Source organism: Salinivibrio sp. PR5, assembly GCF_001996085.1.
Lineage (GTDB): Bacteria > Pseudomonadota > Gammaproteobacteria > Enterobacterales > Vibrionaceae > Salinivibrio > Salinivibrio proteolyticus.
On record NZ_MUFK01000007.1, the window covers coordinates 93233 to 109931 of the forward strand.

A 16699-nucleotide genomic window follows, 5' to 3' on the forward strand; every position below is an offset into this window, starting at 1 on the left:
TTTCTCTACTCTGCTTCCAACAGCCAACCGTCGGCAGTATGGGCGAGATACAAAAGGGCGAACGTGAGGTATCGCTTAACAACAAGCATAGCGCAGCACATTGTTTTTAAGGAAATAAAGTAGGCGCTGAATAGAAACCCATACTCTCACGCACGGGTGGTGAACGCTTTTCAGTGTTAATACGCACCAAGAAGTAACAAAACTGTGAAGGGGCGAACGCTAAGACCATGATGGCAGACAAAAGCGCCCGCATTGTAAGACAGATTAGGAAATAGATAGATCAGACAAGCTCGCGCGACCTGCTTTAAGTAATTCCAACGTCTCTCGCCAACGTTCAGCCAAGCCTGAGGTATCCCTTGCTTGCCACTCATTTAAGGCAAAGTCAGCCAAGGCATAATCTCCCGCTTTGATAGCGCTAATAGATAACCACTGCCAAAGCATCCTATCTTCTTTTAAACCATGAGAAAGCGCCACTTGGGACGTATCAATCACCTCTTGCCAGCGCTTGAGCTGATACGCCAACATCACTTGAAGCTTAAGGGTTTGTGTATCAGGCGCGCTCAGGTTGATCTCGCTGACCCGATTAAGTGCCGCGACACGCTGGTTGTTTTGCAGCAGACACTGCACCAACAAAAGTTGCTCATCTCGTGTGGGAACGCGATCCAATTGGCTTAACCCTTGCTGCCAATAAGCCAGCGCTTCTTGAGGTTGGGTTTGTTCGAGTTGCTCTAGCGCCAATGTGCGATACAACGCAATATCGGCCCTCGCTCTCGCTAAGTATTGACGGGCTTGAGAGTGCGATCCGGCATGCGCATGTGCTCGCGCAGCCTGAGCCAACCATTTCGGCGCAACATCGTCTTGCTGAGCCAGTGCATCAAAGGTACGTGCCGCGGCGGAAAACTGCGACAAGGCCATTTCACTCAACCCTTTGGTTTGCAGAGTAAACGCATCCGCATTGCCGCTCTTTTGTAGTCGCGACGCATAGTCTATCGCCACATCATAGCGAGATAATGCGTAAGCCGACTGCATCGCCAAACGGTTGGCATGCGGCAGTAATTCATGGTGCTCGGCCATCTGCCGCGCATAGCGAAGGACTTCATCATATTGTTTAACGCGGTAGGCTAAAGTAATCACTGCCGATAAGGCGTCCGCTTCGCTGTCTTTACTTAATGCATTGAGCGCGAGTGCCTGACGATAACTGCGATAAGCCTCTGCCCGTTGCTGTAAATACAAATGCGCTACGCCTTGCAGACGCAATAACTCGGCACGTGCTGAATTATCCAGTGCTGCATCATCCTTCGCGGTCAGCAACGTTTGGCTATTTTGCAACGCCTGCTGATACGCCCCTTGTTGAATCAGACCACTGACGGCATCTACACTGGCGGTTTGTTGTCCGTACGCGGGTGCCAACACCAACATACTTGCCAGCATACAAGCGTGAATTCCCTTACTCGAAAAAGCGCTTCCTAAGCTCGAAATCAGTCGCCGCACCAAACTTATCCATTGTTCAACCATGATGGGATGACTATAACGTAATTTTTCTTTGTCAGCAGCGCTAGCTGTCATGCTGTCTACATTCCTTGGCGTGTGATCGCGTTCCTCGACACAGTCACCCACTTTCACCCTCGATATTCGCCTGTTTTGTAGCACATTTTAGGCGTGATTTTTGGTAAAAAAATTACAAAACTCCGACATGGGTGGCTTTTTAGGCACATTTGGCGCGCTAAAAAGCGCCGATAACCGGCCGTGGCACGTAAAAAAATTACACGGTAATGATCTAAGTCAACATTCAGAAAATCCTCTATTGTTAGCATGCTGATAACGAAACAGAACACGGCCACAAGGCCAGCGTAAAAACAATATAAAGACTGGCTAAACCACTGTTTCGAAAGCTTTTGCTTTCTGTAGACGAGGAAATTATGGCAACACATGCTCAAGACCGCAGTGTGAGTCACGAAGAAAAAAGCGAATATCAAAAGAAGCACAAGCCGGCTTCATCATTCGCCTCCCGCGCTGACTACCTGAATCACGAACTACAAATCATGCGTCCGCGCCGTTGGGGGCTAAACCTGCCCGGCCGTGACTTCCGTTTTGAACTTGAAGATCTTGTTCCCGCGCTAGCTGGTACCATCGGCATCATCGCAATGTATTCTGCGGTAATGATGTCATGGGCTGAGGGGCTAACCGCAGCGTGGGATCACATCACACTTGGTAAAGCATTTGCCGTCGAGGTTGCTCGCGTGGAAATGTTAATACCTGCTTTATTGTTTTGTGTGTTACTGTGCGGCTTTATCAACCCCCGCGCGAACTTAGCCGGTAACCACGGTCCGATGATCCCGTTGGTCGGAACCATCGCCTTGGCCGGTGCTCACCCACTTGCTCTCGGTATTCTGATCGGCGTATTTGGCCTGACCTTAAGCTACCTCAAAGGTGGGTCCAAACTGGTAAATCTTACTAGTCAGGGCGTGGCCGGTGGCTTGCTGATTTTCCTCGGCTTTGGTGGCGCAAAAGGACAAATTGAGAGCCTGTTGGCTTGGGGCGCAGAGATCAACATGGGCTATGTCTCCATCTTGATTCTTGCCGTGTCGATTGTGATTTATGCCTTCTTGGCTCGGATTGGTAAGCGCTGGCTGGCGATCCCTGTATGCGCCATTACTGGTGGTTTGATTGCCACTGCACTTGGTGCGGGCTCGTCATTAGAGTTTGTCACCCAGCCCGGTATCCCAAACCTTAACCCTGTGTACTGGTGGGGATCGACTGAACAAGGTTGGCAGCTAGGTTTACCTAATGTATCGCACTTCTTAGCGTCATTGCCATTTGCTTTGCTCGCGGTTGCGATGTGGTCGCCAGACTTCCTTGGTCACCGTATTTTCCAGGAACTAAACTATCCTAAGAAAGCCGAAAAAGTACTGATGGATGTGGATGACACCATGACAGGGTGCTCAATTCGCCAAATGGTCGGCGCCTCTGTAGGTGGCGGTAACATCACCTCATCATGGGGCACCTATATGATCCCGGCTGCGATAGCTCGCCGCCCGATCCCAGGTGGTGCCATTATTCTCGGTTTACTGTGTATCGGTGTGGCTTTAATTGGTTACCCAATGGACGTTGCCACTTGGCCTCCAGTGATGACTATCGCACTGCTTTCAGGGGTATTCCTGCCCTTGCTTGAAGCAGGCATGCAGATGGTCAAAGACGCCAAGTCAAGTCAGTCAGCCGGTATTTGTATTTTCGCCTCCATGGCTGTTAACCCAGTCTTTGGTTGGGCAGTCACAATGCTTTTGGACAACAACGGCCTTATCGGTGACAAAGAGCGTCCTAAAACGCTGTCAGCGGTTGACCGTCTGGTGATTCCAACCGCCACTGTGATTATTTGTATTGCTGCCATGTTGGCAGTTGGAATGATTCCCGGCATTCCAGCGTTATTGTAATAACTCAGCCCCGCTTACGGGCGGGGCAATCCGGATTTAAATCGATGGGTCGCAGGCGTCAGCCATACTGACAAACACTATGACTGAACCTGGTCCCGATAAACTTCTTTTTGAAAAGAGTACAGGTAGGTGCAACATGTCTGAGCACGTTTCTAATGCATGGGAAGGATTTGTTGAAGGTAACTGGAGCAAAGCCGTTGATGTTCGCGACTTTATCCAAAAAAACTATACCCCTTACGAGGGCGACGAATCATTCCTAGTCTCTGAGCCAACTAACGCGACTAGCCAGCTGTGGGCGCGCGTGATGGAAGGCATCAAGCAAGAGAACGCGACGCATGCACCGGTTGACTTTGATACGTCTGTGGTTTCTACCCTGACTTCTCATGACGCCGGCTACATCGAAAAAGATCTGGAAAAGATTGTTGGTCTACAGACTGACGCGCCGCTAAAACGCGCCATGCTGCCTTACGGCGGTATCCGCATGGTAGAAGGTTCATGCCACGCTTATGGCCGTGAGCTTGACCCACAAGTGAAGAAAGTTTTCACCGAGTATCGTAAAACCCATAACCAAGGTGTTTTCGATATCTACACCCCTGAAATCATGAAGTGTCGTAAGTCTGGCGTATTGACCGGTCTTCCTGATGCCTACGGCCGTGGTCGTATCATCGGTGATTACCGTCGCGTCGCGCTATACGGTATCGACTTCTTGATGAAAGACAAAAAAGCGCAGTTCGATTCTCTGCAAGAGAAATTCGAAAACGGCGAAGATCTGCAAATGACCATGCAACTGCGTGAAGAAATTGCAGAGCAGTACCGTGCACTGGGCCAACTTAAAGAAATGGCAGCGAAATACGGCTGTGATATTTCTCGCCCAGCAGAAAATGCGCAAGAAGCCATTCAGTGGACTTACTTCGGCTACCTAGGTGCAGTAAAAACCCAGAACGGTGCAGCAATGTCACTGGGCCGCACGTCAACCTTCCTAGATATTTATCTAGAGCGCGACATGGCCGCTGGCAAACTGACTGAAGAACAAGCGCAAGAGCTGATCGACCACTTCGTGATGAAACTGCGTATGGTTCGTTTCCTACGTACGCCTGAGTATGATGATCTCTTCTCTGGCGACCCAATTTGGGCAACTGAATCAGTAGCCGGTATGGGTCTAGACGGTCGTACTCTGGTATCTCGTACCAGCTTCCGTTTCCTTAACAGCCTATACACCATGGGTCCAAGCCCAGAGCCAAACATCACTGTGCTTTGGTCTGAAAAACTGCCTGAAGGCTTCAAAAAATTCTGTGCCAAAGTGTCTATCGATACCTCGTCTATCCAGTACGAGAACGATGATCTGATGCGCCCAGACTTTGAGTCAGACGACTATGCAATTGCATGTTGTGTATCACCAATGGTGGTTGGTAAACATATGCAGTTCTTCGGTGCTCGTGCCAACTTGGCGAAAACCCTGCTTTATACCATCAACGGTGGTATCGATGAGAAGCTGAAAATCCAAGTTGCGCCTGAACACGCGCCAATGACTGACGAAGTGTTGGACTATGACAAAGTCATGGACCGCATGGATCACCTGATGGACTGGCTGGCGAAGCAATATGTAACTGCCCTGAACAGCATCCACTTCATGCACGACAAATACAGCTACGAAGCGGCGCTGATGGCACTGCACGATCGTGACGTACGTCGTACCATGGCATGTGGTATTGCGGGTCTATCGGTAGCGGCTGACTCACTGTCTGCGATCAAATACGCAAAAGTGAAACCTGTTCGTGACGAAGACGGTATTGCAATCGACTTTGAAATCGAAGGCGAATACCCAACCTTCGGTAACAACGATGAGCGTGTTGACCAAATCGCTTGTGACCTAGTTGAGCGTTTCATGAACAAAATCCGTTCACTGAAAACATACCGTGACGCTGTCCCAACGCAATCTATCCTGACTATCACCTCAAACGTGGTATACGGTAAGAAAACCGGTAACACGCCAGATGGTCGTAAAGCAGGTATGCCTTTCGCACCAGGTGCTAACCCAATGCACGGCCGTGACGAAAAAGGCGCGGTTGCGTCACTGACTTCGGTTGGTAAACTGCCATTTGCCCACGCCAAAGACGGTATCTCTTATACCTTCTCTATCGTGCCAAATGCTCTGGGTAAAGATGAAAACACCCAGCGCGCTAACCTTGCCGGTCTAATGGATGGTTACTTCCACCATGAAAGCGGTCAAGAAGGCGGCCAACACTTGAACGTGAACGTGATGAACCGTGAAATGCTACTCGACGCGATGGAACATCCTGAGAACTATCCTCAGCTGACTATCCGTGTTTCTGGTTACGCGGTACGTTTTAACTCGCTGACCAAAGAGCAGCAGCAAGACGTCATCACTCGTACCTTCACCTCTTCACTGTAAGAGATGATCAAGAGCCCTTCACACAATAAGGGCTTCTAAAAAGAAAAAACCGCCGGCAATGCTGGCGGTTTTTATTTATCACTCTTTCCCTTTCACGATTTAATCCGCAACCCACCTCAGTGCCAACCAAAGCCCATCCGTTGCTAACGTCGCTTGTTTACTCAGGTGCTACACCACCTCAAAGTGATCGAGTTTGCTATCTAACTCTCGCGCGGAGTCAGCCAGTAGCTGGCTTTGTTCGGCAAGGTGAGTGGCCGCACCGCTCACTTCATTGGCCGAGTTATGAATGTTACTCACATTCTGGTTCATCTCTTCTGAGACAGTGCCTTGCTGCTCTGCAGCCGCCGCAATTTGCACCACACGATCGTTAGACTGATGCAAGGCCGCCACCATGTCTTTAAGCTGCTGCTGTGTTTCGAGCGCTGTCGCCACACTTGCTTCACTGGATTGATGGCTCGAAGTCATCGCTTCGGCTGCCTCAATCGCGTTATTGGTCAGCTCCTCAATGGTGCCTTGAATTTCAGTGGTCGACTTCTGGGTGCCTTGCGCCAACGAGCGCACCTCATCGGCAACCACCGCAAAGCCACGGCCTTGCTCACCCGCTCGCGCCGCTTCAATCGCCGCATTCAATGCCAACAGGTTGGTTTGCTCAGAGATGCCTTGGATCACTCCCGCCACATCACTGATTTGCATCACACCTTGTTTCACTTGGTTCACTAGCTTATCGGCACTGGCAATACGCTCCGCCACCTCGCGAATACTCGCCACCGTACTGTCTAATTTGTGGTTACCCACTTCGGCCATATCGGCAATTTCATTGGTCGCTTGGGCGGTTTGCTCTGCATGGTCAGCCACATCCGCCACCGTTGCTGTCATTTCGTTCATCGCCGCCGCCAGTTGCTCCAATTCAGCGCGCTGCGACTGGATACTTTGCGCACTTTGCTCACTGGCCGACGCAATCGACGACGCCATCGTCGACGATTGTTTGGCTTCGTCATGCGCGATACGTAACGCTTCACGGACGCTGGTCATCGCGGTATCCATTCGACGTGCCAATTTGCCGATTTCATCTTCGCGCGTGTAGCCACATTGCACACGCAGGTCGCCACCGGCAATTCGGTCAAATTTTTCCACCAGCTCATCAAGCGGCATCACGATATCACGGCTCACAAAGGCGCCCGCCACTAACAAGATCACCGCTGCGATAAGTGTCATACCCGCAATCTGCCACGCCGAGGCAATAAACTGCTCTTCAATATCGCTCACGTGCACGCCTGAACCAATGATCCAATTCCAGCCGTTCACGCGCTTCACGTAAGAGATCTTGGGTTTTAACTCCCCTTCTGGCGAGCGCCACGTGTAATCCAGCACCCCACCTTCCGGCGGTTGACTCACTTTTACCATTTCACGCCAATGAAAGCGGCCATCACCGTCGGTGATCTCACTCGCACTGGTCCCGTTTAAGTTAGGCTTGAGAGGATGCGTCACTATGGTGAGATCAGGCGTTAAAATCCAAAAATAGTTATCGCCGTCGTAACGCAGTTTATTTAACTGAGCAATCGCCTGCGCCTTCGCGGTTTCTTCACCCAATTGCGCCGCTTGCTGGCGATAGTAGTTCACCACACTTTCAGCGACTTCCACGTTATTGCGTAACGAGGCTGTCCGTTCGGCATAGGCTTGGTCTTTTTCTTTTGAAATGGTGTAGGCACTGATTGCGCCAAGTAATGCAATGGCGACTAACATAAGTGCAATTAGCTTGTTCTTTACCCTTAAATCACTAATTTTTTTCATTATTGATTCCCAACTTTTTCGGCTTCAACACGTCAACGCAGCAAGCCCTCGACGTATTCACGCACATCTCTACCAGTCTATGTCAGCTTTCTCGATATGTTGCACGTAAGTTTGGGCACACATAAGAGTTACCTCAATGTCGACATGGTTTTTTCCTCGGTGTGATCTCATTGTGATGAGACGAAAAAATGGAACTGTGATCTAAGTTGGTAGGCACTGCAAACGGCGATTCAGACAACTTGCAAAATCGCGAAAAAGGCGCGAATTCCCTTACGTTAAGACCGGGTTTTGTAATAAAATAACGACATAGCAATTCGCAGTCTGGAGACACTTATGTCGGCAGTTGGTCGCATCCACTCGTTTGAATCCTGTGGTACCGTAGATGGTCCTGGAATCCGCTTTATTGTCTTTATGCAAGGCTGCTTAATGCGGTGCAAATACTGTCACAACCGTGATACATGGGACACGCATGGCGGTAAAGAAGTCACCGTCGATGAAATCATGAAAGACGTGCGCGCCTATCGCCACTTTATTACGGCGTCGGGCGGTGGTGTAACCGCTTCAGGGGGAGAAGCCATGCTTCAACCTGAGTTTGTGCGTGACTTTTTCCAAGCTGCGAAAGCGGAAGGGATCCACACCTGTTTAGATACCAATGGGTACGTGCGTAAACACACCCCAGTGATTGATGAAGTGTTGGACGCCACTGACTTGGTGATGTTGGATCTCAAACAACTGAACGATGAAATCCATGAGAATTTAGTCGGCGTGTCAAACCGCCGCACGCTCGACTTTGCCAACTACCTGCATAAAATTGGCCAAAAGACGTGGATTCGTTACGTGGTTGTCCCGGGTTATACCGACGATGATGACTCTGCCCACCGTCTTGGCCAGTTCATTAAAGAGATGGATAACATCGAGAAAGTGGAGTTACTGCCCTACCACCAATTAGGGGCCCACAAATGGGAAGCGCTCGGCTACGATTACGAGCTGCAGGACGTTGCTCCACCATCAAAAGAAGTGATGGATAACGTCAAAAACATCATTAGTAGTTATGGCCACACGGTCACCTACTAGTTAATCCTGTGGCTTGATCACGAATAGCCGGCCATTTTGGGCCGGCTTTTTTCTATTACATATTACGGCGACGCGCTTTGGTCATCCGTGTTGCTTCGCGAATAATGCAGTCGCGTAACGGGTTTGCTGCCGCATCTGCCCGCCAAATAAACGAAAGCGTCCGCCGCATATTCAGCTCAGGGACATTCAAAGCCACCAGCTCGTCTCGCTCAATCCATTTTTCTACGTCCAAGTACGGTAAACAGCTGAGATAACTCGAGTTTGCGACCAAGGTTCTCAGTACAGGTACTTGCTCATACTCGCGGCGCACATCCAGATCTTCAATCACACCGTGAATCGCACTATCAAAGCTATGCCGCGTTCCTGCGCCGGGTTCACGCAATACCCATTGCGCCTGCTCGAGTTGCGCCAAGCTAACGTGGTCAAGCTGCGCATAAGGGTGATGCTTTGCCGCAACCACGACGAGATGGTCATGACACCAAACTTGTTGCTTTAAGCGGCTGTCGTCGCAACGCCCCTCGATGATCCCCAAATCATGTTGATACTGGCGCACACTGTCGATCACCTTCTGAGTGTTTTTCACCGTAAAGTCGATTCTAAGCTCTGGGAAGTCACTATCAATAATACTGATAAGGTCAGGAATAAGATGTTCGGCCGCCGTCTGACTGGCAATTAAGGCAATATCACCACTGACAACATGCTGGCCGTCAAATCCTGCTTCAATTTGCTGCGCATCAAACAGTAACTGGCGCGCCTTCGGACGTAGCCACGCTCCCCAGTAGGTCAGCTGCATTTGCTTTCCCTGCCGTTCAAACAGCGGCCGACCCAATAATTTTTCCAATTGTGACAAGGCCATACTGGTTGCCGATTGCGTCAGTGCCAATTGGTCGGCGGCTCGACTCACACTGCCACTGGCTGCAACCGCTTCAAAAACGGCTAATTGCTTCAGTGAGTAGCGCATGTTTTTTACCCTTCTACGATGCCTGATTTCAATGACACCACACTATCAACTTTTGTGATTATTACCCTAAGCAATATCAATTTTACTCCTTATATCGCGCCGCTTAGTCTGGATGTATTCACAATCCGTCTAAAAAGGAGTACAACCTGTATGTTGATATGTCTTAGCCCTCGGGCAGAGTGTGCCGCCAGAGGAGACAGCCAATGGTGAGTGCAACTCAAATTAAAAAGCCCGAAGGACCCGCGGCGTTACTCGCCCAAGCTGAAGAGTATGCGGTGAGTAAAACCCGCAAATCTACCCGGATGGCGATTGGGCTCGCAATGATGGCCGGTTTGTTTATCGGGTTAGCATTTGTGTTTTATCTCACGGTTACCACTGGCAGCAACGCTGGCTGGGGGATCACCCGCTTGCTGGGTGGATTAGCATTCAGCATGGGCTTGATTCTGGTGGTACTGGGCGGCGCGGAATTGTTTACCAGTACCGTGCTCTCCATGCTGGCGCGTGCCAACGGCAAGATCTCAACCGCAGGCTTACTGCATACCTGGGCGAGAGTCTATCTCGGCAACTTACTCGGTGCCTTGTTGCTGGTGTTGATCGTGATGACCGCGGGGTTATATCAGCTTGATGACGGCCAATGGGGACTCAACGCGCTGCACGTTGCCCAACACAAGCTCCATCACACTTGGATCCAAGCCTTTGCACTGGGTGTGCTTTGTAACTTACTGGTTTGTCTTGCGATTTGGATGACGTTTACCTCGCAAAACCCACTCACTAAAGCGGTAATGGTGATCTTGCCCGTAGCCATGTTTGTCAGCACCGGCTTTGAGCACAGTGTCGCCAACATGTTTATGGTGCCACTGGGCATGAGTATTGCCACCTTTGCCCCTGACAGTTTTTGGCAAGCGGTGGGGGCCAACCCAGAGGCATTTAGCGATTTAAACTTGGCCCGATTTATCAGCGCCAACCTGATCCCTGTCACCCTTGGCAATATCCTTGGGGGCGCAGGACTGGTCGGCATGGGCTACTGGCTAATTATTAACCCTGAAAGAGAAAAGAAAACAGCGCAGATTGCTTCACTCGCTCTGCCTTCGGCTTCCTATTCTGAGAGTGCGATTATGACCCAAGAAACATTAACCATCGAAAAACACATGAAACCCGCTCAGTGTGCATTAAGCGCACGCCAGTATGTCGCCGATGCACTAGAAAAGCTTAACCAATATCAGTTATCCGGCGCACCGGTTCTCGACGATGACGGTGATCTGGTGGGCTTTTTCTCGGTGCAAGATGTTCTGGTCGACCTGTGGTGGAACGATTATCAGCCGGATATGGATGCCAAAGTTGAATCCCTGATGCGCACTGAAGTACAAACCGTGGATGCCGATCAATCAGTGATTGAACTGGCGCAATATATGAGCATTGATAACAAAGTGGTTTATCCGGTCAGCGATACCGGGATCGCCACCCACTTTACCAATCAATCCGCGCTAGAGCGTGCGAAAACACAGACGGTCTCGCGCCCTTACATCTATCCAGTGATGCGCGATAATCAGCTGGTTGGCGTGATTACCCGTGCCGATGTGGTCCGAGCGCTAGCCCCCTTGTATGGCAATGCCATGGATATCTTGCCAGCCGACGCCAAAGAAGGACTCGTCACCGCGTAACACACAGAGACGCTAAGCCTCATAAAACAACGCCCCAGCCAATGACTGGGGCGTTTACTTTATCGTTTGTTGCCTTATCTGTTCTGAACGATGTCAGGCCGCACTGAGGTCGGGCATTTGACGACGCTCTTTCACATACATCACCAACATATAAACCGCCGTACTTAACAAACAAACGGCTAAATAGGTCATCAAACCATTGGTGCCAGAAAATGCGTTATCTGCCAGCAACGGGCCTGATACGGAGCCGACGCTATACGCGAGCAGCAGTACTTCGGTGGCCGCCACGATTTTCTCAGCGGCCAGCCCGACACAGGCATAGGTAATCGCCACAGGATAAATCGCAAACACAGCGGCACCCAACACGACTAATCCGATGCCCATTTGCCATTGGCTACCCGCAAAAGCAATTAAGGCGACAGCCCCGGTGCCAATCACACATAGCCATGTCATCAGCAGCACTTTACTCATTCTTGCCGATACCAGACCAATAACGGGCTGTACGGCCATTCCGCCGACAATCACGAGCGCCATCATCGCGCCCACTTGTTGATGATCACTGACTCGCTCAGCCAAATACAATGGCAATAAGCCATAAACGGCACCGAGCGTCAGCCCAGACACCAAGCAACCAATATAGGCCGCTTTACGCAAAGATTTGAGCGATCCTAAACGTGCACTATGTCCTTCCTCACGGCGAGGTTCCCCATGACGTGCAAACAAAGGCACCATGATCGCAAGCGTAATCAGTCCACCAATAAGCCAATAAGGCTGATTGCCGGTCACACCGACATAGCCCACGCCGAGCTGCCCTAAAGCATTACCGCCGTACAAAGCCGCCATGTAAAAACCTAATCGCTTCGCACGCTGGCGATCAGAGTCGGCCATCAGCAACCAAGACTCAACCACCACAAAGACACCGGCAATGGCAACGCCCGCCACAAAGCGCGCAAGCAACCAGACGCCCTGCCCTTTAATCGCCGCCATGGCGGTAATAGAGAGCAGCACAATACCCAAAAACATCACCAACGCACGGCGATGCCCCAACGTAGCAACAATACGTGCACTGAAGGTCGCACCCAATAACAAACCGGCGTAAAACGCACTGGCTAGCCATGCGGCCAGATGCGGCGCCAACCCCAAAGGTGCAAGGGCAAGCGGAATCAAGCTCATCAAATAGCCACTGGCAATCGCAAAGCCGGTTAAACTCACCAACGGCACCCAAGGGAAAGCCGACGGAGTCACGCAACCACCATGAGACACAGAGGAAGTCTTGTTCATTTAAGTACGCTCATTATATTGGAGAAATCAGGCACGAACGGGCCGAGACGCGCGCACTATGACGCCGCTTTTCGCCAAGGTAAAGCGAGTAATTTCTTTGCTGATGATAAAAAAATTTGATGGAAGGATTCACGGGCGTCTATAGATAAAAACGCCAGAAAGTCAGAGGGATAAACGTAACACCTGCCCGCTTTTTTAACGACTTTGTCAGCAGGTGTCACGTCTTTTTTTATCGCTCAGGCGATAAATACTCGCGATCATAGAAGGTGCGTAACCAATGCGGCCGATACACCGCCATCACGGTCACCGCCATCCCATTTAGTAGCGCTTCAGGGAACCACATCAGCAACGCAATTTGCAGGTAATTGTGAACAATTTCTTGCCAGCTATAACGGTCCGCCGCCCAATACCATAGCGAACTCACCGAGAGCTGAAACACAATGGTCAGCGCAGCGCCCAAAAAGGCGGCAATAAAAATGTAGATAAATAAATGGCGCGTTAAGTAATGATAACTCAACGCAAAAATGGCATAGCTAAACAGAATGGGGAGCACGGCTGTGGTCAAGGCCGTCATACCAATATCGCCAAGAGGCACAAACCCAAACACCGCCATAAGCGTCAAAGGCACCGTGGTAATCCAAATGGCGATTCGCCAGCCGTGGCACAGAGCCAGCGTCGTGACGCCTAAAAAGTGGATATCGAGCCCTTCTTTGATCCCTGCTTGCAAGGCCCAAAGCACAAACAGTACAACCGCGGACGAAAACGCCAAATGCTGGTAGCCAACTTCCTGACGGAGTTTAGGGAAAAACTCCCGTGGGTAGGTGGCATAAAGCACCGCCACAAACACAATCCAACCCAGCCATTGCCAGCCACTTAGCGCGGCGAAATCACTCATATCGCATCCTTACTAAAGGCAAAATCAACAATTGCACATGAGCGGGTGAAAAACGTGCTACGGACATGGTCCAGATCAAGATTTGCCCATCGCGCAACTGATAATCTTCTCTTATTGTTTGTCATCTTTGATAGACGCTATTTTACCTTTATTAGTGAAGAGGCCAACCGCGATGGATATGACCCCTGCTCAACGTCTTATTTTATCTAACCAATACCAATTGATGTGCCACCTCGATCCCTCAAACAGTGAAAAATATCGCCGTTTGCAGACCATTATCGAGCGCGGCTACGGATTACAAATGGCAGAGGTGATCAGTCAATTTGAAGCACTGTGTGAAACCCAGTGCCGCGAAGTGATTGATATTATGGAAATGCACCACGCAATGCAGGCCTCTTACAACCTATTAGATGACGCCAGCCAAGCCGCGTTGTCACCACGCCGCGTCCAATTCTGGGGCTTTGATGCCGCTACGGAAGGCGCGTTAGTGCACTACGTGCGCTTCTTGGTTGATACCGAAGGGCTATATACCCAGTTCGATCAAGGCGAGCATCGCTTTAATAGCCAGATGCCCATGCTGGAAAAATACCGCCGAATGCTCGAAATTTGGCGCCACTGCCCGCGCCAATTCCACTTAAGCCTGACCGAGATTGAGCGTATTCTCAACGCGTAATGTCTCGCCGCTGAATCTCAGCATCAAGCCGCCTTATTGGGCGGCTTTTTGATGGATTGTCCCCTTGGTTGGCTTATCTGGCTTGTCGAACCGTTAACAACGCCGTACCCTAAAGCGCATCAAAGCCAAGATTCTGACCAACCATGATTTATCGATGCCCACTGTGCCAACAAACCTTGCACACTAACGCGCGTGGTGTTCACTGCGACGCCAACCACCAATTTGATCAAGCCAAAGAAGGCTACCTGAACCTACTGCCGGTTCAATTTAAACGCTCCAAAGATCCAGGTGACAACAAAGCCATGACGCAAGCGCGTCGCGCCTTTCTTAATGCAGGGCATTATGCGCCGATGCAGCAAGCGATGATTGATGCGCTAACCCAAGCGCTGGATGGCGAACACAAAGCCATCTTGGACGTAGGCTGCGGCGAAGGCTACTACACCCACGCGATTGCCGACCAAACTGCGGACAAACACTGGTCCGTACACGGCCTTGATATCGCCAAGGTGGCGGTCCGTTATGCCGCCAAATGGTATCCACAGTGTCAGTTTTCAGTGGCCTCCTCACAGCGACTGCCCTTTCACGACAACAGCCTCGATGGCGTCGTGCGTATTTATGCGCCCTGTAATGGCGAAGAGCTCGACCGCGCGGTAAAACCGCAAGGTGTGGTGGTCACCGTCACCCCCGGCCCTCGTCATCTTTATCAACTCAAAGCGGGGATTTATCAGGATGTGCGGTTACATGAAACACCGCCAGAAACGCTGCCCAACTTTGTGCTTGAGAAGGAGCAATCCCTGCACTACACCATGACGCTCGCCGGTGAGCAAGCACTCACCTTACTGCAAATGACACCATTTGCATGGCGTGCCAGCGACGCGTGGCGTGACACCTTAGCGAACAGCGACGCCTTCGAGTGCGAAGCAGACTTTACATTGCGCGTCTATCGTCACCAAGGTACGGACAGCCACTCAGAGGAGACCCCCAAGCCATGAACCGAACGTTTGCTACAAAAGCGCGTGGTTGGCTGTTAGCCGCGAGCTTGGCTTGTCTGGCATCAACAGCCAGCGCTGCCCCAAAAGCGCTTAACACCCTATTTGATTATCAAGTCAGTACCTCCGACGGCAAAGCACTGACCTTGGCAGAGGTCGCCAAACACGTGGATGATGCGGATATCGTCTTAATCGGTGAATGGCATGGTCATCCAGGGGTACACCGCTTTCAAACAGAGCTGTTGCAAGCCTTGTCTGAGCGCCATGCTGTTGCGTTGTCCATGGAACAATTTAGCCGCGATGCCCAGCCTGTGCTCAACCGCTATCTGGCTGACGAGCTGGGCGAAGATAACTTTAAACGCGAGGCCAACGCATGGGATAACTATGATGGCAGCTACCGCCCACTGATTGAATTTGCCAAACAGCATAATATCGACGTGCTTGCCGCCAACGCTCCCAAACGCATGGTGAGCTGCATTGGGCGACAAGGGCTGAGTTATCTCGATACACTTCCTGCGGCGCAACGTGCATGGTTTGCAGACACCATCGACACCCGTGACTCAGAGTACAAATCGGTTTTTAAAGCCAATATGCACCACGGCACCCCGAGTCAAACCGAATCGCAATACGCGGCCCAATTAGCTTGGGATGCCACCATGGCCGAAAGCATGGTGCGCTATCACCAAACGCATCCAGAGACACAAATTGTCCATGTGGCTGGCCGCTTTCACATTGCCGAAGGGCTTGGCACCGCACAACAAATTCGTCAGCGCAACAACAAGCTGCGTATCGCATTAATCACTCCCGTCAGTGATGAGGCGCCGCTTGCCGATAACGCCCCAGACTTCCGCTTGAAGGTGCAACCTCTTCCTGCACGTTGGCGCTCAATGGATGAAATGCGTGAGGCCGTTAGCGCAATGAAAGGCACGTCTTCCTCGGTGTGTGAGTAACGCGTCCTCACGCTGTTGGTCAGCGCCGGCTGTACGCAAAAAGCTTTTGTGTTGTAAAACGCCTAGCTACCAAACAGTACCCATAAAAAACGCCGACCCGCAGGTCGGCGTTTTCGTATTCTCAATATCAAAAAGGGTGCGTGGCTAGAACCAACGCTCCAACGCAGCGCGGTCTACTTTAAACGCGCGACTTAACGCTTGGGCCAGCTCTTTATAGCGAGGTTGGCTTTTCAACGGTTGCATGGCATGGCCTTGGCTGGTGATCTTCTGATGCAATTCGCGATACCAGCCTGCTAACGCCGGCGGCAGTGGCGTATCACGACGCTTACCCAACCACCAAAGCCCCTGCAGCGGCAAACTCAGCGCAAACAACGCCACAATCATGGCTTGCGGCATCCCTTGGTAGTTATATGTCGCCATTTGCAACAACACGCTGATGGCAGCAACGGCAGGCATTACTTTCATCGCAAAACGCGTGGTTTTAATCACCCGGTTTTCTGGGAATACCGGGGTGAGCTCCTTACGCATCGGCCACTCTTTCATATACTTTTGGCCGTCTTGCAGGCAGCGCCAGATTGAC

The 16699-nt window shown here is 51.0% G+C and carries 13 protein-coding genes; 7 read left to right on the forward strand and 6 right to left on the reverse strand.

Annotated features, from left to right (window positions below):
- Positions 1 to 264: 264 nt before the first annotated feature.
- Complete coding sequence (locus BZG82_RS04975; RefSeq protein ID WP_077479038.1) at positions 265 to 1566, reverse strand: tetratricopeptide repeat protein; 1302 nt, start codon at positions 1564 to 1566, stop codon at positions 265 to 267.
- A gap of 353 nt (positions 1567 to 1919) precedes the next feature.
- On the opposite strand from BZG82_RS04975, the gene BZG82_RS04980 reads away from it, so the two are divergent.
- Both BZG82_RS04980 and pflB read left to right on the forward strand, forming a co-directional pair.
- Positions 1920 to 3431 (forward strand): DUF3360 family protein, encoded by a 1512-nt coding sequence (locus BZG82_RS04980; protein WP_077479039.1) that lies wholly within the window; start codon positions 1920 to 1922, stop codon positions 3429 to 3431.
- Between the two features lie 136 nt (positions 3432 to 3567).
- The gene (pflB, locus tag BZG82_RS04985; protein WP_077456182.1) at positions 3568 to 5844 is read left to right on the forward strand and encodes a formate C-acetyltransferase; all 2277 of its coding nucleotides are present in this window, start codon (positions 3568 to 3570) and stop codon (positions 5842 to 5844) included.
- A gap of 168 nt (positions 5845 to 6012) precedes the next feature.
- Here the strand turns inward: pflB and BZG82_RS04990 are convergent, their stop codons facing one another.
- Positions 6013 to 7635: a methyl-accepting chemotaxis protein gene (locus BZG82_RS04990; RefSeq protein WP_077678259.1), complete on the reverse strand. Its 1623-nt coding sequence runs from the start codon at positions 7633 to 7635 to the stop codon at positions 6013 to 6015.
- A 333-nt stretch (positions 7636 to 7968) separates the two neighbouring features.
- Here BZG82_RS04990 and pflA point away from each other — a divergent pair, with 333 nt between their 5' ends.
- Positions 7969 to 8709, forward strand: a complete 741-nt coding sequence (pflA, locus tag BZG82_RS04995; RefSeq protein ID WP_077456180.1) for a pyruvate formate lyase 1-activating protein — start codon at positions 7969 to 7971, stop codon at positions 8707 to 8709.
- 55 nt (positions 8710 to 8764) lie between these two features.
- Here the strand turns inward: pflA and BZG82_RS05000 are convergent, their stop codons facing one another.
- On the reverse strand, positions 8765 to 9670 hold the full coding sequence (locus tag BZG82_RS05000; protein WP_077765293.1) for a LysR substrate-binding domain-containing protein: 906 nt from the start codon (positions 9668 to 9670) through the stop codon (positions 8765 to 8767).
- Between the two features lie 203 nt (positions 9671 to 9873).
- Between BZG82_RS05000 and focA the strand changes: the two genes are divergently transcribed.
- Positions 9874 to 11331, forward strand: coding sequence for a formate transporter FocA (focA, locus tag BZG82_RS05005; protein ID WP_077765294.1), 1458 nt, complete (start codon positions 9874 to 9876; stop codon positions 11329 to 11331).
- 93 nt (positions 11332 to 11424) lie between these two features.
- Here focA and BZG82_RS05010 read toward each other — a convergent pair whose 3' ends face one another.
- Together BZG82_RS05010 and BZG82_RS05015 are read right to left on the reverse strand one after the other, a co-directional pair.
- Positions 11425 to 12612, reverse strand: coding sequence for an MFS transporter (locus BZG82_RS05010; protein ID WP_077765295.1), 1188 nt, complete (start codon positions 12610 to 12612; stop codon positions 11425 to 11427).
- 229 nt (positions 12613 to 12841) lie between these two features.
- Positions 12842 to 13507 (reverse strand): energy-coupling factor ABC transporter permease, encoded by a 666-nt coding sequence (locus BZG82_RS05015; RefSeq protein WP_077661799.1) that lies wholly within the window; start codon positions 13505 to 13507, stop codon positions 12842 to 12844.
- Positions 13508 to 13679: 172 nt separating this feature from the next.
- Between BZG82_RS05015 and BZG82_RS05020 the strand changes: the two genes are divergently transcribed.
- The 3 genes from BZG82_RS05020 (at position 13680) to BZG82_RS05030 (ending at position 16119) form a co-directional block, all read left to right on the forward strand.
- Positions 13680 to 14180 (forward strand): YfbU family protein, encoded by a 501-nt coding sequence (locus BZG82_RS05020; protein ID WP_077765296.1) that lies wholly within the window; start codon positions 13680 to 13682, stop codon positions 14178 to 14180.
- A gap of 143 nt (positions 14181 to 14323) precedes the next feature.
- Positions 14324 to 15172: a 23S rRNA (guanine(745)-N(1))-methyltransferase gene (rlmA, locus tag BZG82_RS05025; RefSeq protein WP_077479043.1), complete on the forward strand. Its 849-nt coding sequence runs from the start codon at positions 14324 to 14326 to the stop codon at positions 15170 to 15172.
- Entirely contained in the window at positions 15169 to 16119 is a 951-nt protein-coding gene (locus BZG82_RS05030; protein ID WP_077479044.1) for a ChaN family lipoprotein, read from the forward strand. The genes rlmA and BZG82_RS05030 overlap by 4 nt, the downstream gene beginning before the upstream one ends.
- A 144-nt stretch (positions 16120 to 16263) precedes the next feature.
- Here the strand turns inward: BZG82_RS05030 and yfbV are convergent, their stop codons facing one another.
- Entirely contained in the window at positions 16264 to 16695 is a 432-nt protein-coding gene (gene yfbV, locus BZG82_RS05035) for a terminus macrodomain insulation protein YfbV (RefSeq protein ID WP_077765297.1), read from the reverse strand.
- Positions 16696 to 16699: the final 4 nt, after the last annotated feature.

What these genes read in the sequence shown, in the direction of transcription:
- BZG82_RS04975 (WP_077479038.1), bottom strand. Translation starts at nt 1,566, where the DNA reads ATGACAGCTAGCGCTGCTGACAAAGAAAAATTACGTTATAGTCATCCC.
- BZG82_RS04980 (WP_077479039.1), top strand. Translation starts at nt 1,920, where the DNA reads ATGGCAACACATGCTCAAGACCGCAGTGTGAGTCACGAAGAAAAAAGC.
- pflB (WP_077456182.1), top strand. Translation starts at nt 3,568, where the DNA reads ATGTCTGAGCACGTTTCTAATGCATGGGAAGGATTTGTTGAAGGTAAC.
- BZG82_RS04990 (WP_077678259.1), bottom strand. Translation starts at nt 7,635, where the DNA reads ATGAAAAAAATTAGTGATTTAAGGGTAAAGAACAAGCTAATTGCACTT.
- pflA (WP_077456180.1), top strand. Translation starts at nt 7,969, where the DNA reads ATGTCGGCAGTTGGTCGCATCCACTCGTTTGAATCCTGTGGTACCGTA.
- BZG82_RS05000 (WP_077765293.1), bottom strand. Translation starts at nt 9,670, where the DNA reads ATGCGCTACTCACTGAAGCAATTAGCCGTTTTTGAAGCGGTTGCAGCC.
- focA (WP_077765294.1), top strand. Translation starts at nt 9,874, where the DNA reads ATGGTGAGTGCAACTCAAATTAAAAAGCCCGAAGGACCCGCGGCGTTA.
- BZG82_RS05010 (WP_077765295.1), bottom strand. Translation starts at nt 12,612, where the DNA reads ATGAACAAGACTTCCTCTGTGTCTCATGGTGGTTGCGTGACTCCGTCG.
- BZG82_RS05015 (WP_077661799.1), bottom strand. Translation starts at nt 13,507, where the DNA reads ATGAGTGATTTCGCCGCGCTAAGTGGCTGGCAATGGCTGGGTTGGATT.
- BZG82_RS05020 (WP_077765296.1), top strand. Translation starts at nt 13,680, where the DNA reads ATGGATATGACCCCTGCTCAACGTCTTATTTTATCTAACCAATACCAA.
- rlmA (WP_077479043.1), top strand. Translation starts at nt 14,324, where the DNA reads ATGATTTATCGATGCCCACTGTGCCAACAAACCTTGCACACTAACGCG.
- BZG82_RS05030 (WP_077479044.1), top strand. Translation starts at nt 15,169, where the DNA reads ATGAACCGAACGTTTGCTACAAAAGCGCGTGGTTGGCTGTTAGCCGCG.